Here is a 19339-nt window from a genome sequence, read left to right on the forward strand (position 1 = left end):
CCTCGCCCCTGGCCTGGCGGCCAGGGCGGCCCTGGCGGGCCGTCAGGCACGCTCGCCCCGGCGCCTGGCGGCGCCTCGGAATTGCGCGGGGAATAGGCAGTGCATTGTTGGGGGAATTGGCCGATGGCCAATTCGTGGGGATGGTGCGGCCCCTGGCGGGGCCTCAGGTGGTGGGGCGTCAGGGGCGGGGCCGGTGGCCCCGCTTGTGGTGGGCGTCCGGGCCGGTGGCCCGGTGCCATCCCCATGCCGTCCCGGTGCCGCCCCGGGCACCACCCGGCCGGTGGCCGGGCGGCCCGCCGATCGGGTGGCCGGTCGGGCTGCCGATGGGCCGGGGCGGTGCCCCGGCCCGTGCCAGGTATGACGTGATTCCTCGCTGGCAAGCCCATACCCCGCACGGGACCGGGCCCCGGTGGCGGTCCGTCAGGACCGCCCTCCCGGCCGGTGGCCGGGCACACCGGCCACCCCCGCACGGACACCCCGCACAGAGCCGTGCACGGGCCCGTACGGCACCCCCGGGCAGTACACCGGGCCGGTGGCCCGGACACCCCGAGAACGGACACCCAACCCCCCGCCCGGCCCTCCCCACCGACCGGCACGGCACAGCACCACCCGACACCCCCCGAACCCCCGCACGACCGGCCCGCACGACCAGCCCAGCACGACCGGCCACCCCACCACCCGACAACCCGTCACACCCCCACCACCAACCCACCACCAACCCACCAGAAAACCCGCCGGAAAGCCCGCCAGAAAACCCAACCCTAAAACAATGCGCATTCCCAGAAAGCTGGACTAGACCACTTTATAAAAGGAACACCACCACAAACCCCAGAAAAGAACCGAGGAAAGCGGCGGAAACACCCAACGAAAACCACCCCGAACACCACGCAAATACACACCCCACCACCACCCGAACACCCTCGGGCCGGTGGCCCGACCACCACCCACAACCACCCCGAAAACCCACCGGGCCGGTGGCCCGACACCACCAGCACGCCCGGCCGGTGGCCCGACACCACCAGCACGCCCGGCCGGTGGCCCGACACCACCAGCACGCCCGGCCGGTGGCCCGGCCCAGCACCACCCCGGGGGCCCGAAGCCGGTCACCACCACCACACCACCAGCCACCCGGAACCCGGCCACCAGCACCACACCCAGAGACCCACCACCCAAAAGCCGGCCTCCAGCCCCCACAACACCCCCAACAGCCCACCCACAGCCCCAACACCACCCCCGACCACCCCACACCACCAACACACCCAGCAGACCCCCGCACGAGCCCACAGCAGACATGTACTGAGCGGCAAGGTGATCCGACTCCCCGATCGGATCACCTTGCCGCCCAGCCCGACCGACCCCGCACCGCGAATGCCGCCGAGGCGACCGGCACCTGGGCGGCCGGAGGCCGGCGCTGTGGGAAGGCCCCGAGCGTGCTCCGGCGCGGGGCCACCGCTCAGATTAGGGAGACGCCGGATTTGCGCAGGTCAGATGGGGTGTCAGGCTGACGATTTGTCCCCCCAGTCGAGACAGACCGCCCTTGGTCTGTCTCGACTGGGGGTGTATATCGGCGGCGAAATGTCGGTGAGGCTGACAGCATTTCGGGCTAAACGTCGGCCTGGCTGACATTTCTACGCGCTTGGGCAACTCGGTGGCCAAGGTGGACGGGCTGCGAAACGGGAACGCCCCGTCGCTCGGCTGGAGTGCCGGACGACGGGGCGTGGGTGTCGCTGCTGGGGAGTACTAACCCACCGCGTGCAGGGTGCCGCGGCGCTTCAGGGCGGCGGCCTTCTTGGCGGCGGCCTGGGTGGCGCGCTTCTTCCGCTGCTGAGCCAGTTGGTCCTGGTAGGCGGCGACTGCGCGGTGGTACGAGGCGATGAAATCGGGGGCGTCCAGCCGGTCTTCGCTGGGCATCTCATTGACGGCTGCTACAGCGTCCTCGGGGGAGTTGTAGCCGGCCAGCATCGCGTTGATCTGGTAGACCCCGTTGCGGACCTTCCTGACGATCTTGGCAAGTTCCAAGCTGCGCAGCGCGGCGTTGGCGCTGGGGCGACTGAGGCCGAGGAGTTCGCCGACGCTGGCCTGGTCGATGGTGATGCGGCCGCCGGCCTCGCTGAGCACCCGGAGCTTGAGCAGGGCGCGGTAGGCGGCTGGGGGGAGGTCGAGGTCGGCCAGGAGGCCGTCGGCGTTGACTGCGGCGAATCGCAGTTGGCTCACTGCAGTGTTCCTTCCTCTTGGGGGGCGCTGCGTTCGAGGCGGCGTTCCGCACGTCGCTTCGAACGTGTCTGGCGCAGCTCCTCGATGGCCTTGCGCATGTGCTCCAGCGACGGGTAACGCACCAGTTCCGGCAGGGTCGCATCCTTTCGGATGCTGGTGAGCGTGTCGTGCTGCTCTACGCGAATGTACTCGGACTTGCCGCCGGTGGTCTCGGTGCCGGGGATGAACTCCGCAGCCCTGTAGCTGAAGGGCGGGTTGAACTGGTAGACGCCGCGCTTCACCTTGAAGGCGATGCCGTGGCCCATGATTTCCTGCAGGGCCTCGGAGGCCTTGGTCCGAGAGACGTCGAGGACGGTGGCCATCTCCTCCTGGGTGAGGTGGATACGGCCGCCCGCTCGCTGGCAGGCGATCAGCAGCAGGATCAGGCGGAGCGGGAGCGCCTCCCGGAAGTACTGCGCGATCAGGAAGAAGAACTCCAGCGAGTCCATCGCGAACGCGTTGGGACGGTCCGGGGTGCCGTAGAACTCCAGCTGGGCGCGCTCGCCATCGAGAGTCAGCTTCCGGCCCGGGTAGCGGCGAGCGACCTCGTCGAGGTCCTTCACCGGTGCGATGGGCCTGCTCCACGCCTGGAGGGCGTCGTCGACTGGCGGCAGCGGACGCGGAGCGCGCTTCGCGGTCAGCGGCCGGCCCTCCTTGGGCTCGGGGGCCACGTCCTGCTCCTTTCCTGGGTGATCACCTGCGGCTGCAGTATGTCAGCCCGGCTGACAGATACGTCGGTATCACCGACGTTTCGCGCGTGTTGTGTCCCCCCTGAGGGGACACAACGACGGTGAGGGCCTGGTGCTGCGCCCGTGGCTGGCATCGGCTCGGAGCCCGCTGACCTTGCAGGACCGTGCCCCGAACGCATGGGGCGCCCAGCGGACTAGCGCTGGGCAACAGCGCTCGGGCTGGCAGTGCGTATCACTGTTGCTCCCAGCAACAGTGATACGCATCGCCTCGGGCAGGGCACGGGTGGATGTATGCGTGGAACATATGCGGATCGATATGTCCGCTGATGCTCGCGCTGGAGCAGCCGAGCAGGGCGGACGCCGCTCGCGGTACCCGGCTGTGGTCGCGATCATGGAGCTATGGCCTCCCGAGCGCAGATGTCGCCGGTGCAGCTCCCCCAGGTCGAGCCGATGCTCGCGACTCCAGGACCGCTGCCGACCGGTGCCGGATGGTGGGCGGAGGTGAAGTGGGACGGAGCCCGGTGCCTCGCCTATGTCGAGCGCGGCCAGGTCCGGCTGGCCGGCCGCAGAGGGACAGACTTCACAGCCCGCTTCCCGGAGGTCGCCGAGGCTCTGGAGACCGTCTCGGGGCCTCTGGTCCTGGACGGCGAGATCGTGGTGATGCAGAGCGGGCGGCCGTCGTTCCACGGACTGCAGAGCAGGGTGCACCGCTCGCGGCCGGCGTCCATTAAGGCCGGGCGGACAGCGGCGCCGGCCATCCTGGTGGTCTTCGACGTGCTGCACACCCAGCGACCACTGCTCACCGTGCCCTACGAGGAGCGTCGAGGCCTTCTGGAATCGCTCAATCTGGAGCTGCCGCAGGTGCGAGTGCCGCCTGCGTGGCCGTCGGTCGCCGACGCCTTCGACTGGACCCGCGGTCAGCACCTCGAAGGGATCGTGGCCAAGCGGGCCGGCTCGCTGTACCGGCCCGGGGCTCGCTCTCGGGACTGGGTCAAGTCCAAGCACCTGCAAGTGGCCGACGTCGTGATCGGCGGCTGGCTCCCGGGTGGGCGGGGTGAGGCCAGCGTGCGGGCGGTCCTGGCTGGGGTGCCCGCTGCTGAGGGCGGTCAGCTGCTGTTCGTCGGCGCTGTGGGCACCGGCTTCGCCGATGCAGAGCGCCGGGCCCTGGGCGCCCTGCTGCATCGCCTGTCTACGCCGACCAGCCCGTTCGTCGCACCGGTCGGCGGCATGGGACTGCTGACCGGCACCGAGGTCCGGTTCGCTGTGCCGCGGCTTCACGCCGAGGTGGAGTTCCTGGAGCTCACCCCGGCAGGCCGCCTTCGGCATCCGGTGTGGCGGGGACTGCGGGATGACGATGCCGCACCCGGGCCGATCGGATAGTCGGCGGTCAGGCAGCCGTGCAGCGCGGGTCGGTGGTGGCCCGCGCGTGCTCGGCCCGAGCACTCTCCAGGAGCTCCCGCCAGGAGGTGACCGTCGGCCGCCGGCGCAGCAGGGCGCGCCGTTCGCGTTCGGTCATGCCGCCCCAGACGCCGAACTCCAGCTGGTTGTCCAGGGCGTGCGCCAGGCACTCGGTCCGGACGGGGCAGCCGAGGCAGGTGGTCTTGGCGCGTTCCTGCTTGGCCTGCTCGACGAACATCGTGTCCGGGTCGGTGTCGCGGCAGGCGGCCGCGTCCCCCCAGTCGTAGTCGTGTAGCACTTCTTCCTCCCCCGTGTCGGTGCTGGGCCCAATCTAGGCGATGGGGTTTCGAGGGTCGAGCATTTTACATTCTGGGGATTCTTGGAATTCAGGCGGTCGACATGCTCGGAATTGTTGAACTCCGCTCCGTGAGGAGGCTCAGGGTTGAGAGGCTGACTGGTCGTCCTGCCGGTTTTGAATTCCTATTGGGGGTTCATGAGGTCAACGGTGCTCGCGGAGGGGTCGGCGACTGCGCGCAAGGGGTGATGATCAGATGATCGGGCCACTGTCCCTCTCGTTGCGGGAGCCGCCCGTCAGGCGCGATGAAATCTACTCTGGATAGGCAATCGTCCGGCTTGGGCTCCACCGGGCAGCGTGGATGGTTCGACGCTGCCCGGTGGAGGCCGTCCGGCCTCAGCAGGGGACGATGCCCTGGAAGTCCCACTGGGTCGGGTCGGTGGGTCGGGGCTCGTAGTCGGCCCGCTCGGCTTCGCCCGGGATGATCAGGTAGGCGCCGGTGGACAGCTGCCCGGAGGTCCAGCCGTTCACGTCGAGGAGCTGGCCGTCCAGCGGGCCTCCGCGAAGTTCCCGGTACTCGCCGTCCGGCTCCGGGCCCGGGGTGGGGTCGTCGAAGTCGGTGCCGTAGACCCTGTGCCAGGTGGTGTCGTCCATGGGCAGGTCCCTTCTCTTCTGGCGGGCGTCAGAGGCTGCGGAGTACCGCGACGACCTTGCCCAGGATGATCGCTTGCTCTCCCGGCAAGGGCTCGTAGAGGGGGTTGGCCGGCATGAGCCAGGTCAGCCCGTCGCGGTGCCTGAGCCTCTTGACGGTGGCTTCGCCGTCGATCATGGCAGCTACGATCTGCCCGTTCTCGGCTGTTGGCTGTCGGCGAACGGTGACCAGGTCGCCGTCGCAGATCCCCGCTTCGAGCATCGAGTCGCCCGCGACGGTGAGGGCGAACAGCTCGCCGTCGCCGACGAGTTGCCGGGGCAGTGGCAGGACGTCCTCGACGTCCTGCTCGGCGAGGATCGGACCGCCGGCTGCGATGCGGCCGACCAGCGGTACGTACGAGGTGGACGTCGGCAGGTGCGTCCGCGGGGCCAGCTGCTCAGCGGAGCCGAGGCGATGCTCGGACACCACGTAGGCCCGGGGCCGGTGCGGGTCCCGGCGCACGACGTGCATCTTCTCCAGCCGCCCGATGACGTGGGCGACCGATGAGGTGGACCGAAGCCCGACGGCCAGACCGATCTCCCTCATCGAGGGCGGGTACCCGTGCTGCGTGACGAAGTCCCGGATCGTGGAGACGACTTGCCGCTGCCTCTCCGTGAGTCCGTCGAGGCCGACGCGGGCGCCGGGCGGTCGGCCGGCGCGGACGGGGCTGGTGCTGTCCTCCGGCACGGGGCGCTCCTCTTCCTGGAGATCTTGGTGGTGTGGCACTCTACGCCCGCGATTGGGCGCGGTCCATGGACTTTGTCGAACCTTCAGTACGCCTCACCTGCGGTGATGCGTCCGGTTGCGCTGGATCGGACCTCGGCGCGGACAGCTTCCGAGGGGTTCGGGGCGTCGCGTCGGCCGGTCCGGCGCGCGCTCAGCGGCCGGGTGGCCTCGCGGTAGGCCTGGACCCCCTTGGCCGCGTCGATCCGGGCCTGGGTGATCCGGCCCTGCATCTCCTGCCAGAGCAGCAGGTCGCCGGGGACCGCGAGGTCGAGCACGGTGATCTCGTTCATGCTCGGCACAACGAGCAACGAGGGACCTGGAGTCGGCTGCCTGGATCATCCGCTGAGCCGCCCGGGCGCCCACCCGTGCCGGTCCGCCGGCGACCGGGCGCGCCCGGGTGCGTCCCGACGGACGTGAAGGGAGCCGGGCTTGAGCGCACCCGCACCGAAGCGGGCGTTGGCACGGTCGATGACGGGCTCCAGCGTCCGGGCGGACTCGGTGGGCCGATCGAAGGTGAGCTGCACCGCAGCCGTCTTTGCGGTGGCCAGGCCGCCGGCGCGCGCGGTCACTGCGCGGACCCGGGCCCGCTGCAGCCCGAGCCGGGTGTGCAGGGCGTACAGGCCGTCCCGGATCGCCGGGCTGTGGGAGCTCGCCTCCGGCAGCGTCCGGGACCGGGTGAGCGAGGAGCGGTCCGCGAAGGTGATCTGCAGCTCGATGCCGCGGGCGACCTGCCCGGCCGCGCGCAGCCGGGCGCCGAGGTCGGCGGCCAGGCCGAGCAGGGCGCGGCGGATCTCCTCGGGGTCCAGGACGTCGTGGTCGAAGCGGGTGCTGGAGGAGATGGTGGCCGGTGGTCCGGACGGGGTGACGGTGCGGCGGTCGGTGCCGTGGGCGCGTTCCAGCAGGAGCCGTCCGGTTGCCGCGCCGGCAACCCGTTGGACGGTGGCCGGCGGCAGGGCGGCGAGCTCACCGATCACGCTGATTCCGTAGCGTCGGAACTTCTTCTCCAGAGCGGGGCCGATGCCGGGCAGCAGGCGGATGTCCTGCCGGTGGAGGAAGGCCAGCTGCAGGCGGGGGTCGTCGGGCAGAGTCTGGATGGTGGTGGGGGCGGCGGTGTCGGCGGCGAGGGTGGCCAGCAAGCGGTTGGGGCCGAGTCCGCCGGTGGTCACCAGGCCGTAGCGCGCGGCGAGCCGGGTCTGCAGCAGGTCCGCGAGCTCAGCGGGTGTTCTCCCGAAGTAGGTGACAGCGCCGGCGAGTTGGAGGAGCGCGCCGTCCGGGGGCAGAGCTTGGACGACTGGGGTGATGTCGGCGAGGACGGTGAAGAGGGAGCGGTAGGCCTCGAAGCCGGCCCGGTGCACGTGCAGGTGCAGGACCGTCGCGCTGGTGGGCGTGGTGGTCATCTGCCTCACCCGGCCGATCCGGGTGAAGCGTGCCAGAGCCGGCCCGCGCCACCGGGTCCGGGCCGGTCGGGCCGGGGGTGGTTGTCCTGGTCAGGGTCATCGCCCGGGGAGGGCGCGGCGAGCAGTGCTCGGACGGCTGCGGTGCCGCCTTCTGCCCGGACCCGGGCGAGCTCGTTCAGGTCCCAGGCCCGCTGCCCGACGACGGAGACGGCCTTCCCGCGGTGCTGCAGCTGGCCGCGGACCACCAACTGCCAGGTGTGGAAGAGGGTGTGCGCGGCGGCCTCGGCGTCCGGGCCGGAGAAGAATGCGAGGTCGACCGGCCTGCCGCTGCCGTCGTCCAAGGTGACGAAGATCGTTCGGCGGCCGCTCTGGGGCGGCGTCTGGATCGCGACCTTCGCTCCGGCGACCAGCACGACCTCGCCGTTCTCCACCGCGCGCAGCTGGGCGGAGGGGGTGACGCCGAGCTCGGCCAGCAGCTGGTGGTGCTCGGTCATCAGGTGGCGGGAGGCGTCCAGGCCGATCACGTCCAGCTCCGCCTGGAGTTCCTCGCCGGGGGTCATCCCCGGCAGCCCGCTCGGTGCGGTCGGCCCGGCCGGGGTGGGCAGGGCGAGCTGGTCCGGCACGGCGGCGGAGCGGCGGCCGTGGTGGAGTTCGTCCAGGAGCAGCAGCAGGTCGCGTCGGCCGATCCGGCCGCCGGTGAGCGAGTCGAGGGCGCCGATGCGGGCGAGGTTCTGTGCGGTGGGCAGGGAGGGGCGGGCCCGCTCCCAGAAGTCCGGAACAGAGGTGAACGGCCGGGCGGCGGTGATCCGGGCGGTCTCGTCCTCGGTGATGCCCTTCACTGCGGCGAGCGCGATCCGCAGCCCCTGCCGGCCGTCCGGGCCGGACTCGACCTGGTACCCGGCCTCGGAGGCGGACACGCTCACGGGCAGTACCGGGACGCCGTGCCGGCGGGCGTCGGTGAGCAGCAGGCGCAGCGGGTACATGCCGGGCTCGGCCTGCATGATTCCGGCGTAGAAGCTGGCTCCGTGGTGGGCCTTGAGCCAGGCGCTCTGGAAGGTGATCACGGCGAACGCCATCGAGTGCGAGGCCGGGAACCCGTATGCGCCCATGCCCTGGACCTGGGCCCACGTCGTGTCGATGACCCGTTGGTCGTAGCCTGCTTCGGCTGCCCGGGTGCGGAACCAGCGCTCCAGGGCGGGCAGGCGCTCGGGGCGGCTGAGGGCTCGGCGGGCCTCCTCCCCCATCGCGAGGTCAGTGCGCGTGATGACGGAGATGACCTTGGCTACCTGCTCGTTGAACACGAGGACGCCCAGGGTGGGGGACAAGGCGGGGATCAGGTCCGGGTGCGGGTAGCGGACCGGTTGGCGGCCGTGCCGGGCGGCCAGCCACGGTCTGATCATGTCTGCGGCGACTGGCCCGGGCCTGAACAGCGCCAGCTGCACGACCAGGTCGAGGAAGGCCCGCGGTTGGGCGCGGCCCAGCAGGTCGCGCTGACCTGGGCTGTCGATCGAAAATACGCCCAGGGATTCGCCCTCGCGCAGCAGGGCGAAGGCGCCTTCGTCGGTCAGCGGTACCTGGGCCGGGTCGTCCAGGTCGACCTTCTCGCCGGTGGTGCGTTCGATCTCGGAGAGCGCGTAGGACATCGCCTGCATGGTCCGGTTCCCGAGGATGTCGAGCTTCAGGCAGCCCAGGTCCTCGATGTCGTCCTTGTCGAACACCGTCATGGGCAGGCTTTCCCCCGGGGTCGGGAGCACCGGCGTGCGGGCCAGCAGGGTGGAGTCGGACAGCACCAGGCCGCAGGGGTGCATGGCCTGGCCACGTGGGAGTGCGTCCAGGCCCTCGACCAGGTCCCAGAAGCGGGCACCGTAGTAGTCGGCTCGCTCGGCGACCTGTCGCAGCTCCGGCAGTTCGGCCATCGCGGCGCGGGCGTCCTTCGCGCGGATGTGCGGGAATGCCTTGGCGAGGCGGCCGGCTTCCTCGGGCGCGAGCCCGGTGGCGAGGGCGACGTCCCTGAGGGCCCAGCGAACCCGGTAGGTCTCCGGCATCGCCACGGCCGCGACCCGGGCGGAGGTGAACCGATCCAGCACGAGGCGGTAGCAGTCGATCCGGCGGTCGGCGGGGACGTCGACATCGATGTCCGGCAGGGAACGGCGCCGGTACGACAGGAACCGCTCCATGATCATCAGGCCGTGTTCCATCGGGTTCGCCGCGGAGATGCCGAGCAGGTGCACGACCAGCGAGCCGGCGCCGGAGCCGCGCGCCGACACCCGGACCCCGGCCTCCTTGAAGTCCGTGACGATCTGGCCCACCGTCAGGAAGAAGGTCGGCCAGCCGAGCCCGGTGATGACGTCCAGTTCCTCACCGAGGCGCTGGACGGCGGCCGGGTCGCGGTCGTAGCCGCGGGTGACCATCGCCGCCTGGCAGCGCTCGCGGAGCACCCGGGCGGAGCTGCCCGGCTCCAGGCCGAGCTGGTCCTCCTCCGGGAAGCGGACGCCGCCGATCCCGAGGTCGCTCTTCGGGTCGAGCCTGCACTCGGCGGCCGTGCGGGCGGTCACCGCCAGCAGCCGCTGCCCGCCGGAGCGGCCCTGGCCGGCCGCCCCGGCGACCTCGGCCGCCAGCTCCGCCATCTCGCCCGGACCTTTGAGCCAGCGTTCCCCGTTGCATGTGCTGCCGGGCTGGACGGGGCGCAGCAGGCGGGCCGCGTCCAGGACGTCGGCGATCGGGCCCTGGTGCGGGTCGGTGTAGCGGACGGCGTTGGTCAGGACAGCAGGCAGGTCCAGGTCGGCGGCCAGGCCGACGGTGCGGGCGGCCAGCCGCAGCGAGCCGGGCCCGGTGCCGGTGCGGCGCAGGTGGACGGCCTCAAGGCGCAGGTGGGGGCCGAACCAGGTCCGCCACGGGGCGAGGAGGTCGGTGGCGCGGTCCGGGCGGCCGCCGGCGAGGGCGCGGACCGGTTCGGAGGCCGGGCCGAGCAGCACGGTGAGGCCCTCGGTGTGGGCGGCGAGCACTTCCAGCGGCACGATGGGCTGGCCGCCGCCACGTTCGGCGCGCGCTGCCCAGGCGGCGCTGATCAGGGTGCACAAGTTGGCCCACCCGGATCGGTCGCGGGCGAGGAAGGTCACCCGTGGTGCGGTTTCGTCGACGAAAGCTCCGCCCCGGGCGGGGGTCCGGAGCCGCTGGGCGGCCGGGCCCGGGTCCTCGACGGTGCCGACGGCCAGGTCCGCGCCGAACAGCGGCCGGATGCCGGCGGCGGCGCAGGCCTTCGCGAACCGGACCACCCCGGAGACGGTGTCCCGGTCGGTGAGTGCCAGTTCGGTCATCCCGCGCTCGGCGGCCCGTTCTGCCAGGGGGCCGGGGAGCGATCCTCCGAAGCGAACCGAGTAGCCCGAGGCTGTGTGGAGGTGCGTGAACACCTCGATCACCTCCGGTCGGTCAGCCCCTTCTCATCGGCACCCGGCTCCCCTCCGGCACCTCCAGTAGCGCATATGTTCGAATAACTCCGCAACCTGCATTACCGCAGGTGGATGGCACCGAACGATGAGCGACTACGGCTGCTGCCCCTGGATGCCGCACCGGATCAGGGAGACGGTCTGCTGCGCGGTCAGCTTTGCCCCGCGAAAGCCGACCACCCAGGCGTAGGAGATGAGCCAGTCCATGATCGCGGTGCGGCGCAGCGCGGGGTCGGCCTTGTACCACAGCTCCCAGGCCGCCTCCTCGTCCTGTTCACCCAGGGCCAGCCGGATCTCCAGCACCAGGGCGGTCGAGGGGTTGGCTGCTCGGGCGTTCACGCGCAACTGGGCTGCCGCTTCGTGCTCGGGCAGGCCGTAAGCCGGCCGCGCGGCCAGCGGGCGGATCAGCTGCAGCGCCCCCGCCCACATGGCCTCGGGTCCCCGTTGCTCCAGTTCGCCGATCAGCCAGAGGCCCGCATCCGGCCTGGCTGTGGCGACGGTGTCCTCGACGGCACTCTCGACGACATCGGGGAGGGGGAGTGGGGTGGTGCTCATCCGTTGACGCTACCGCGGCGGGCCTGCCGCCCTGTCGGCGCAGCCCAATACACTCCGGGTGTCAACCTGGCGAGTGCCGGGCACGCCCCTGGTCCTCGCCAGGCGCACAGATGGGATCGGTCCGTGGTTCTGCTCAGCATCGGCCTCACCGCCGGCTTGCTCTTCGTCGGGACCTGTGGCGCCGTTGCCGTCGCCCGGGCCCGTGGTGGCAACAGCCGAGCCTGGGGGCCCCGGTCGGCTTCCCTGATCGAGAAGATCATGGCCGGGCTCTTCGTGTTCGTCACCGGCGCGACGCTGCCGGGCCTCTACGTGCTCGCCGGCATCGTTTCAGGCACCCCTCCCAAGTGGCTCCCCTTTGTCACCGGAGCCCTCCTCCTGGCCGGCTGCCTGCTGATCGGCCGCCTCGTGACGCGGATCCGCTGGGGGATGTGGTCGGACGAGCTGCTCACCGACTTCATCGGCGAGGCCATGCCGGTCATCGTCACGGCGCAGCGTCGCGCGGGCGAGCAGGGGGCCGAGCTCGTGGAGAAGATGCGCGTCGCGCTGCGGGAGGGCCAGGGCCGCGATGCCCTGCGGCACGCGGTCGAGGTTCGGGCCCTGGTCGAGACGGCGGCACTGCCCGAGCACGCGGCGTGGACGAAGGTCTCCGAGCAGATCCTCTACTGGGAGCACGGCCACCTCCCGGCCCGAGGTTCCAGGACCCGCGGCCTCCTTCGGGCCAAGGACGCTCCCACTGGGTAGGTACGCCGCCGAGGGCATCCCATCGCACAGCGCAGCGTCGAAGGCCCCACCCCAGAGGGTGGGGCCTTCGACATTGACGTGCTCGGGCCGGCCGAGTGCCCGGCGGGCGCCTCCCGGTCGGGTCAGCGGCGCCAAAGGGGGAAGCGGGAGGTCCGCGCGGCGGGTCCGGGCAGCAGCTGTCCCGCCGCCGCGTCCCCGGCCGGCTGGGGCGTACTGCTGTCGTCCCCGAAGACGGCCTGGCGGATGGCCTCCCAGTCCTCCTGTCGCCACCAGTGGAGCAGTTGGAGGCTGCCCACCACCGGGACCTCCAGGGAGTCGGCGAAGGGCCCGCGGGGGTAGACCTCGGCGGGGCGCTGCTCGGGCGGGAGCCGCGTCCGGTGGTTGACCACCAGGAGCCCGCCGTCCAGCGGCACGTCGGGCTTCAACGACGGCCAAGTGGACAGGTGCTTGTACAGCTTGCCGACCAAATCCTGCGGCGCCGGCGACCCGGCCGACTTGACCTCGACCAGGATGCGGCGGCCGCCGAGTTCGGCCAGCAGGTCGGCCGACTGGGGGCCCAGCTCGTCATCGAGGGGGGTCACCGTGAGGCCGGCCGCGGCGAGTACCTCCCGCACCGCGTCCTCCAGCTGGCGGCCTGTGCCGTACATCAGGCCCAGGCGCAGCCGGTCGGCCTCCCCCCGGACCTCGGCGAGCCGATTGTCGAGTTCGGCCTGCCGCAGCTCGTAGGCGCGCTGGTGCTCGGCCTGCTCGGCGAGCAGCAGGGCCTCGGTCCGGGTCGCGAAAGCCGGGTCCCGGACGAGCGGTGAGCGGGCCCGAACCAGTTGCCCGGGGACGTAGAGGGGCAGGGCCTTCTGGACGAGCCAGTCGACCAGCTGGCCGCGGTCGGTGCCGAAGGGGACGACGAACCAGCGGGCCGAGTCGTCGTCAGGCGTCCATACCCCGGTCACCGGATTGCCGAGGTCGTCGACCAGCAGGGGGCGCAGTTCGCCCTTCTTCGGCTGGGGGGCGATGGTGGCGTGGCTGTACCCGGGGCGCGGTCCGCCCCGGACCAGGGTCAGTCCCCACCACGGAGAGTCCGTGAGCTGGTTGCGCAGGCGCAGGGCGAGGTCGCGCTCGGCGTTGTCGAGGTCGTCCGCCAGCTGCGGGCGGACGCCGGCGGGCAGGAGGCGGCCGCCGATCCAGCCGTACGGGTTGGGCAGGTGGATCTTGTGGTCGAATCCCTGATCGAAGACGTTGCGCGCCGTTGGGGTCTGCCCGGCTCCGATGCTGGCGATGACCAAGGCGGTCTCACCGCGCTGCCGGGCGCCCGCGGTGTACCGCTTGAACTCTTCCGAGCCGGTGGCGGGTCCGGCGACTGGACTCAGGACGGCCGCGCAGCTGCTGGTGTCGGTGCCGATCCACCGCGGCTCCACCCCGAGCGCCTGCCAGTCGGGCTCGGCGGGATCCGGCGCCTGGGGTCCTGGCCCGGTGGGGGCGTTCGGGTTGGCGCTCAGGATGCGGGGGGCGAAGGGCGCGGGCTGCGGTGGCTCGCTGGCGATGTGGAGGGCGACCAGGTGGGTCGCTCCGGACTGGCTCATGGCGGACACGGTAGCGGCACCGGGCGTCGAACCCCGGGTCAATTCGGCATGGGCGGGCGCTGTCGACACATCGTCGCCCGGCGCTTGGTGGGCGGGGAATGGCGCGCACTGGTGCGGCGGGGCGGCGCCCCCTGGGGGCTCTACGCTTGTCGCCGTGCCCGACATCAGAAGTTCCAAGGCGTTCCAGGCCCTCGCGACGCAGACCGAGGCCGAGCTCCTCACCCGCGGACTGGACGTTGTCCCTGTGGCCGTGACGAACGTGCTCGCCCACAACGTGACCGTGATGGCGCAGCGGCTCGGGATTCAGCCGCGGTCCGCCTTGCGCTACATCGAGCCCTCCGCCGTCGCCGACCAGATCGCCGACGCCAGTGCCCTGGGTACCAACGGCGCCGACACCGTACATGGCGTGCGGCCGGTCCGGGGTGACCAGCGCACTGCCTTCATGCCACGCTGGGTCTGTTCGCGCCCGCTCATGGCCCTGGCCCAGGTGATCAAGTTCGCCTCCAGCAACGACGACTCCCGCACCGTCCAGCACGCCACCGACCTGGTCTTCGAGATCGGACTCGCGATCGGCGCCGACTCCGCGAGCGACAGTGCAGGGCTGCCTGTCGGACTGCTCGACGAAGCCGCCGACCTGATCGAGCAGGTCGCAGGGCACGTCGAGGCCGACGGGTGGAGCGTGTGCCCGTGCGGCGAGGACCACGGACAGGGTGCGACCGATGCGCGGGTGGTCGACGTCATGCGCGGCGACGCCGAGCTGTTCCGGAAGATCCGGGCGAAGGCCGACACCCAGGACTGACTCCTCTCCCTGCCTGCCCGGCCGGGGCGTACGACGGAGGGGTGAAGGCCAAGGCGCAGGCCGCGTCTCATGGTGCGCAAGGGCACCGCCGTAAGGCGGTGCCCTTGCGCCTGCCACTCCCCCGTCGGGCGTAGCAGGAACTGCAGTCCGACCGCGGTGCCGTGCGCATTCCTCAGCACGAATACTCGTCGAACTCCTCGTCGTCCTCGTCGTCCTCGGGCAGGTCCGGCTCCCCGACCGCGAACCGGCCGCAGGTGGGCAGCGGGTCCCAGTCGTGAGCCGCTCGGATCCCGTCACATGTGGAGCAGCGTTCCAGGTCGTCGCCGCCCATCCCCTCGAAGCCCGGGCAGCAGGGCTGGTCCGCGTGCTCGCTCGCCCACCAACCGCAGTGGCGGCACTCGGGCCTGCGGGCTGACGGGTTCTCGAACGCGACCGCGGAGCCGAGCGCCGGGAGAGTGAGGTGGATCTGACCTCCGGGCAGTGCGTAGGCGTGGCCGCCGGTGGCGACGGCCTGGTGGAGGAGTTCGCGCAGGCGGGCGCCGGACAGGTGCACGGGGGTCGGGCCGTCCGGGCCGGGGTGGACGACGGTGGCCGCACCGGTCGCGCCGGCGCGGCCGATGACCTCCGTGGTGAGGGCGACCAGGATGTCCATCGCCCCGGCGCCGGTCCAGCAGCGGGCGATCGCGGCGCCGTCGAAGCTGACCTCGACCGGCGTACGCTCGCCCTGGTCGGAGCTGGAGTCGACAGCGACGTGGACGGTCCCCCGGTCGAGGTACATGGTGGTCTGCACGTTGGCCACGCGCAGCGTTGAAGCGCTGCCGGGCACCGGCTCGGCCCGGCATGGCTCAGTGGATCGACGCGCTGCGGGAGGCCGTGGCAGAGGTCGTCCGCGCGCTGTCCACCACCAACTGGCGGGCCACGGCGCAGTTCACGGCCGAGGCGGAGAGGATCCTGCGCCAGCGGGCGGCTCAGGCGCGCCGGCAGGTCGCCGAGCAGCAGCCGGCCTACGCGGCGGCGGCGGCCTGAGTCCCTTCGGCCGCCGGGCGGCGGGGTACCAGGCTTCGGCCGGTGCCCCGCCGTCTCCGTTGCGCCGGACGCGGCCAAGGTCCGCACCCGGCCGGCACGCCCGCGGCAGGGCCTACTGGTCGAATCCCGCCGCCCGCAGTTCGGCGAACAGGGCCCCGGCCGTCTCTTCGGTCGGGGCCTGCAGCATGCTCTCGGCGGCAGCCGCGATCCGGTCCCGGACCTCGGCCGGCAGGTCGCGTGCCTTCGCCTGGTCCTGGTCCAGGCGTGCGGTGTATCCGGGTTTAGGGATGAGATCCATGCCGACATGATGCCCGGTCAGGCCCGGGGCCGCGTGGCAGCAGCGGTACCGGCCCGCTCCTCCCGCCGGGCCAGTACTCTCCCCCGACGGGCCTGCGGCGCGGAGTGCGAGCAGGGCGGGCCGCCGGGTGCAACCGGTTCTTCAATTCCCTCGACGGGCGGCGTCCGGCGGCCCGACACTGAGCCATGGTCATCCCACCAGCCGGGCTGCCGGCTCTCGCTTCCGCCGCCGTGCCCGCCGTCAGCTGGACTTCGCCCGCGGTGGTCACCGTCGTGGACGCCTGCGCGCTCGCCCAGGTCGCGTGCGGCGCCGTACGCGACGGCGAGCCGGTCGATCTGATCAGCGCACTGGCGGGCACCGGCCGCTCGAACCCCTACGGGGCCGCGCACATCGTGGAGGAACTGCAGCAGCACCTCCCGCGGATCGCGGCCGCGACCGGGGTCCCACTCGGCCAGGCAGAGGAGATGTTGTGGCGGCGGATGGTCTCAGGCGTGCCGATCGTCGACCTGTCCATCGGCGACCACCTCTCCCCCGCCTCCCGGCTGCTGCTCCGCGACGATCCGTCGCTGCCTGCCCATGCCCGGGGCGACGCCGACGACGCCCCGACGGCGGCCCTCGCGGAGTTCCTCGCACCGGCTGTCATCCTGACCAAGGACTCAGTTTTCACCCGGTTCGGCCTGGCCGTCCCGGTGGACCACTGGGTCGGCGCGGCTCACGGCCTTCTACGCGCGGCCGGGTTCGAGGCGAACCTGCATACCTCCGCCCTCGTCGCGGAGGTCGCCGCCCGGATTGCTTGGGAGGCGGCAGCCTGGGCCGGACGCGCTGCCGCGCGGCACCCGATCGTCGCCAGCGCCGTCGTCGCCCTGGCCGTGATGGTCTGCCGCCACCAGGGGTTCCTCGACCCGTCCCGGTGGCGGGCAGGGGCCGTCTCGCTCAAGGAGGTGGCGGCTCCGCTGCTGGAGCGCTTCGCCGCGGCCAGCGAGGACCACGCCCTGACCCGCGGCCGCCTTGTGGTGGTGGAGCCCTCCGGCCCGGCGACGACCGAGCAACTCGCCGCCCGCCACCTCGCCAGGGCCCGTTCGGCCTTGACGCCGGCGCAGCTGCGTGAAGCGCTGGCCGCCGACGGTGTCCAGATCCCCGCCACGCGCCTGAAGAGCGCGATGGGCGCTCATCCCGCCTTCCTCCGGCTCGCCGGCGACCGGTACTTCCTCGGCCGCCCCGCACTTCCCGCTTCTGCCCGCTGACCTGCACGAAGGACTCCCCGATCCAGCTATGTTCCTCATCACCGAGCGCCACGCCGTTCCCGACCGCACGTACGTCAAGCGCGTGCGGCGCCACGCACCGAGTTCCCTGGTCCCGCTGATCGCCGCCACCGGCGCCAAGCTGCCCTCGATGCGCGATCCCGGTTACCGGCACAGCCCCGAGGCTGGTGTGTACAACCCGTGGTCGCTGCTGGACGTCGCCTGGGTGTCGCTGCTGCGCGGCGCCGAGAACCGGACCAGGCCCGCCCGGTCGGCCGACCTGGAGGAGATGCTCCAGCTGTACTTCGCCCTGGACGAGCCGATGCGCCAGCAGCCGGTGGGTGAGCGGCTGGGGGGCTTTCTGCTGAGGCTTGCCGGGCAGCAGTTCGTCTGGCAGGAGCTTGAGTTCAGCGAGCTCGCGCGGCCCGTCGCCATGCTTCAGCACACCACTGCGGCCGAGCCCGCGAAGGCGAAGGTGATCACTCCGGGTTGGGATGAGCGGCTGTTCGGCTGTCCGCTGAGCGATTACGTCGGCGTCGCCCAGATGCTGTGGGCCTCCTCTAAGGCCCAGGCTGGACGGTTCGACCCGCAGTGGATGACCCGCGACCTCGGCGGCTTCACCGAGCTGACCACCCCCGAAGCCCTGGCCACGGTGATCGACGCCCACTTCGCCACCACCGCCAGGGCGTTGCGCGACCAGGCGGAGGCGACGGCGAAGGAGGCTGCGGCCGCGGGGATGCCCCCGCTGGACTCGACGCTGCGCCGCTTCGGCTTCAACCCGCTGCGCGGACGGCCGGCGCTCTCCGACTTCGGTCCCGGCTACCTCCTGCCCGTCCCGGCCGCCGCGCTCGCGAAGGTCTCCCCGTTCGGGCTCTACTACTCCGGCTTCGAGGCGCACGGGCCGGCGTTCGCCCACGACCTCGGCGACCTGTTCGAACAGTACGTCGGCCGCCAGCTCAGCCTGATCAAGGATGCGACCGTCCACCCCGAGATCACGTACATGGGCGCGAAGAAGAACACGGTCAAGTCGATCGACTGGTTCGTGGTGCTCGACGACCTGGTGCTCCTGGTCGAGGTCAAGTCCGCGCGGCCCACCGCCTCGCTGCGGCTCGGTCCGGTGGACTGGGCGAACGAGATCGAGGAGAGGCTCGCCAAGGCGGTGGGTCAGCTCCAGAAGTCCGCCGATCTCATCACCGGCGGTAACCCGGCCTTCGCACACATCCCCTCCGACCGGCCCATCCTCGGGGTCGTCGCGACGATGGAGCCCTACCACCTGGTCAACAGCAGCAAGTTCCGCAACATTCTGCCAAGCGCCACCTTCCCGGTGACCGTCGCCGCCGTCAGCGAACTGGAGGACGCCGTGGTCGTCGGCGACACGACCGTGTCGGACCTGTTGCTCACCGGGTCCACGTCCCCCGACGGCTGGTCGATCCGGGCCAGCCTCGACGGCCGCACCATCGGGGAGAACCCGATCCTGGCCCAGGCCTGGGAGAGCCTGCCGCTCTCCAAGCCCTAAAGTCGCCGGCCGAGCTCAGCCCGCAATCGCCTCCCAGCCGACGGGGAACGCCGGTCCCGGCTACTTCCCGGCCGGAGGGCGGAGGCGGTTCACGCCCGGGATCCGAGGTCCACCGCGCGCCGGTCCGCGGCCGCTGCCCGGTCGGCTTCGCGCTCACGCCGCACCTGCTGCGTGATCACGTGCACAGCTCCGAGCAGCACCGGGATACAGACGAGGTACAGCAGGCGAATGTCGTGCTGCACGGGCTGGCCTGGGGCTGTGGCGAGGGCCGGCCCGACCGCGACGATGGCCATCAGCGTGAGGGCGATGGCGCCCCAAGCCGCTCCGACCTGCCACGGTGAGGCGAGGTGACGGCGGGCGGCGAGGCCGTTGGTGGCCCGCAGCAGATCGTCCTCCCGCTGTTCGGCCCTACGGGACCGGAGTGCGGCAACGGCCAGTACGGGCGGCACGATCAACCAGACCAGGACGGCCACCATCATGACCGTGACGCTGCCGGGCGCGGACGCCCACGCCGCCACGACCGGCAGCAACCAGGCCGACACGACCGCCCAGGCGGTCAGGCGGTCCGAGCGGAGCACGTCGAGAACCGGACGACGCAGAAGCCGAAGGTGGCGCCATGTCACCGGCAGAGGAACCAGCAGGATCATGGCGGTCAACAGTGCTGCGCTACCCACGGACTGCCCCCACTGCG

The 19339-nt window shown here is 71.8% G+C and carries 19 protein-coding genes; 6 read left to right on the plus strand and 13 right to left on the minus strand.

The window, feature by feature from the left end; all coding sequences use genetic code 11:
• Window positions 1–1740: 1740 nt before the first annotated feature.
• On the minus strand, window positions 1741–2214 hold the full coding sequence (locus OG871_RS39435; RefSeq protein WP_331727121.1) for a MarR family transcriptional regulator: 474 nt from the start codon (window positions 2212–2214) through the stop codon (window positions 1741–1743).
• Window positions 2211–2924, minus strand: a complete 714-nt coding sequence (locus OG871_RS39440) for a hypothetical protein (RefSeq protein WP_331727124.1) — start codon at window positions 2922–2924, stop codon at window positions 2211–2213. The genes OG871_RS39435 and OG871_RS39440 overlap by 4 nt, the downstream gene beginning before the upstream one ends.
• A 417-nt stretch (window positions 2925–3341) precedes the next feature.
• On the opposite strand from OG871_RS39440, the gene OG871_RS39445 reads away from it, so the two are divergent.
• Window positions 3342–4322 carry an ATP-dependent DNA ligase gene (locus tag OG871_RS39445; RefSeq protein WP_371503535.1) on the plus strand — a complete coding sequence of 327 codons (981 nt, stop codon included), beginning with the start codon at window positions 3342–3344 and terminating at the stop codon, window positions 4320–4322.
• A 7-nt stretch (window positions 4323–4329) separates the two neighbouring features.
• Here OG871_RS39445 and OG871_RS39450 read toward each other — a convergent pair whose 3' ends face one another.
• The 7 genes from OG871_RS39450 to OG871_RS39480 all read right to left on the minus strand — a co-directional run bounded on the left by OG871_RS39450 (window position 4330) and on the right by OG871_RS39480 (window position 11450).
• Window positions 4330–4671 carry a WhiB family transcriptional regulator gene (locus OG871_RS39450; protein ID WP_371503574.1) on the minus strand — a complete coding sequence of 114 codons (342 nt, stop codon included), beginning with the start codon at window positions 4669–4671 and terminating at the stop codon, window positions 4330–4332.
• Between the two features lie 360 nt (window positions 4672–5031).
• On the minus strand, window positions 5032–5289 hold the full coding sequence (locus OG871_RS39455; protein ID WP_331727135.1) for a hypothetical protein: 258 nt from the start codon (window positions 5287–5289) through the stop codon (window positions 5032–5034).
• 28 nt (window positions 5290–5317) lie between these two features.
• Window positions 5318–6100 (minus strand): transcriptional repressor LexA, encoded by a 783-nt coding sequence (gene lexA / locus OG871_RS39460; RefSeq protein WP_371503575.1) that lies wholly within the window; start codon window positions 6098–6100, stop codon window positions 5318–5320.
• Window positions 6097–6342, minus strand: coding sequence for a hypothetical protein (locus OG871_RS39465; RefSeq protein WP_331727137.1), 246 nt, complete (start codon window positions 6340–6342; stop codon window positions 6097–6099). Before OG871_RS39465 ends, lexA begins: the two co-directional genes overlap by 4 nt.
• 45 nt (window positions 6343–6387) lie before the next feature.
• Complete coding sequence (locus tag OG871_RS39470; RefSeq protein ID WP_331727140.1) at window positions 6388–7449, minus strand: hypothetical protein; 1062 nt, start codon at window positions 7447–7449, stop codon at window positions 6388–6390.
• Window positions 7450–7454: 5 nt separating this feature from the next.
• Window positions 7455–10868, minus strand: coding sequence for a DNA polymerase III subunit alpha (locus OG871_RS39475; RefSeq protein ID WP_331727142.1), 3414 nt, complete (start codon window positions 10866–10868; stop codon window positions 7455–7457).
• Window positions 10869–10991: 123 nt separating this feature from the next.
• A complete protein-coding gene (locus tag OG871_RS39480; protein WP_331727144.1) occupies window positions 10992–11450 on the minus strand; it encodes a hypothetical protein in 459 nt (152 codons plus the stop codon).
• Window positions 11451–11573: 123 nt separating this feature from the next.
• Between OG871_RS39480 and OG871_RS39485 the strand changes: the two genes are divergently transcribed.
• Window positions 11574–12191 (plus strand): hypothetical protein, encoded by a 618-nt coding sequence (locus OG871_RS39485; RefSeq protein ID WP_331727145.1) that lies wholly within the window; start codon window positions 11574–11576, stop codon window positions 12189–12191.
• Between the two features lie 122 nt (window positions 12192–12313).
• Here OG871_RS39485 and OG871_RS39490 read toward each other — a convergent pair whose 3' ends face one another.
• On the minus strand, window positions 12314–13768 hold the full coding sequence (locus OG871_RS39490) for a hypothetical protein (RefSeq protein WP_331727148.1): 1455 nt from the start codon (window positions 13766–13768) through the stop codon (window positions 12314–12316).
• 154 nt (window positions 13769–13922) lie between these two features.
• Between OG871_RS39490 and OG871_RS39495 the strand changes: the two genes are divergently transcribed.
• Window positions 13923–14567, plus strand: coding sequence for a hypothetical protein (locus OG871_RS39495; protein ID WP_331727150.1), 645 nt, complete (start codon window positions 13923–13925; stop codon window positions 14565–14567).
• A gap of 172 nt (window positions 14568–14739) precedes the next feature.
• Here the strand turns inward: OG871_RS39495 and OG871_RS39500 are convergent, their stop codons facing one another.
• Window positions 14740–15366 (minus strand): hypothetical protein, encoded by a 627-nt coding sequence (locus tag OG871_RS39500; RefSeq protein ID WP_371503536.1) that lies wholly within the window; start codon window positions 15364–15366, stop codon window positions 14740–14742.
• Between the two features lie 41 nt (window positions 15367–15407).
• Between OG871_RS39500 and OG871_RS39505 the strand changes: the two genes are divergently transcribed.
• The gene (locus OG871_RS39505; protein WP_331727154.1) at window positions 15408–15593 is read left to right on the plus strand and encodes a hypothetical protein; all 186 of its coding nucleotides are present in this window, start codon (window positions 15408–15410) and stop codon (window positions 15591–15593) included.
• A 112-nt stretch (window positions 15594–15705) separates the two neighbouring features.
• Here the strand turns inward: OG871_RS39505 and OG871_RS39510 are convergent, their stop codons facing one another.
• Window positions 15706–15891 (minus strand): hypothetical protein, encoded by a 186-nt coding sequence (locus tag OG871_RS39510; protein ID WP_331727156.1) that lies wholly within the window; start codon window positions 15889–15891, stop codon window positions 15706–15708.
• 185 nt (window positions 15892–16076) lie between these two features.
• Here OG871_RS39510 and OG871_RS39515 point away from each other — a divergent pair, with 185 nt between their 5' ends.
• Both OG871_RS39515 and OG871_RS39520 read left to right on the plus strand, forming a co-directional pair.
• Window positions 16077–17135: a hypothetical protein gene (locus tag OG871_RS39515; RefSeq protein WP_331727158.1), complete on the plus strand. Its 1059-nt coding sequence runs from the start codon at window positions 16077–16079 to the stop codon at window positions 17133–17135.
• 28 nt (window positions 17136–17163) lie between these two features.
• Entirely contained in the window at window positions 17164–18648 is a 1485-nt protein-coding gene (locus tag OG871_RS39520; RefSeq protein WP_331727159.1) for a hypothetical protein, read from the plus strand.
• Between the two features lie 89 nt (window positions 18649–18737).
• On the opposite strand, the gene OG871_RS39525 is transcribed toward OG871_RS39520, so the two are convergent.
• Complete coding sequence (locus tag OG871_RS39525) at window positions 18738–19304, minus strand: hypothetical protein (protein ID WP_371503537.1); 567 nt, start codon at window positions 19302–19304, stop codon at window positions 18738–18740.
• Window positions 19305–19339: the final 35 nt, after the last annotated feature.

Origin of the sequence: Kitasatospora sp. NBC_00374 (assembly GCF_041434935.1) — a bacterium.
Taxonomy (GTDB): Bacteria; Actinomycetota; Actinomycetes; order Streptomycetales; family Streptomycetaceae; genus Kitasatospora.

Bases quoted from the DNA above. Each gene is read 5' to 3' on its own strand.
- OG871_RS39445 (WP_371503535.1), top strand. From the start codon at position 3,342: ATGGCCTCCCGAGCGCAGATGTCGCCGGTGCAGCTCCCCCAGGTCGAG.
- OG871_RS39455 (WP_331727135.1), bottom strand. From the start codon at position 5,289: ATGGACGACACCACCTGGCACAGGGTCTACGGCACCGACTTCGACGAC.
- OG871_RS39465 (WP_331727137.1), bottom strand. From the start codon at position 6,342: ATGAACGAGATCACCGTGCTCGACCTCGCGGTCCCCGGCGACCTGCTG.
- OG871_RS39470 (WP_331727140.1), bottom strand. From the start codon at position 7,449: ATGACCACCACGCCCACCAGCGCGACGGTCCTGCACCTGCACGTGCAC.
- OG871_RS39480 (WP_331727144.1), bottom strand. From the start codon at position 11,450: ATGAGCACCACCCCACTCCCCCTCCCCGATGTCGTCGAGAGTGCCGTC.
- OG871_RS39490 (WP_331727148.1), bottom strand. From the start codon at position 13,768: ATGAGCCAGTCCGGAGCGACCCACCTGGTCGCCCTCCACATCGCCAGC.
- OG871_RS39505 (WP_331727154.1), top strand. From the start codon at position 15,408: ATGGCTCAGTGGATCGACGCGCTGCGGGAGGCCGTGGCAGAGGTCGTC.
- OG871_RS39510 (WP_331727156.1), bottom strand. From the start codon at position 15,891: ATGGATCTCATCCCTAAACCCGGATACACCGCACGCCTGGACCAGGAC.
- OG871_RS39515 (WP_331727158.1), top strand. From the start codon at position 16,077: ATGGTCATCCCACCAGCCGGGCTGCCGGCTCTCGCTTCCGCCGCCGTG.
- OG871_RS39520 (WP_331727159.1), top strand. From the start codon at position 17,164: ATGTTCCTCATCACCGAGCGCCACGCCGTTCCCGACCGCACGTACGTC.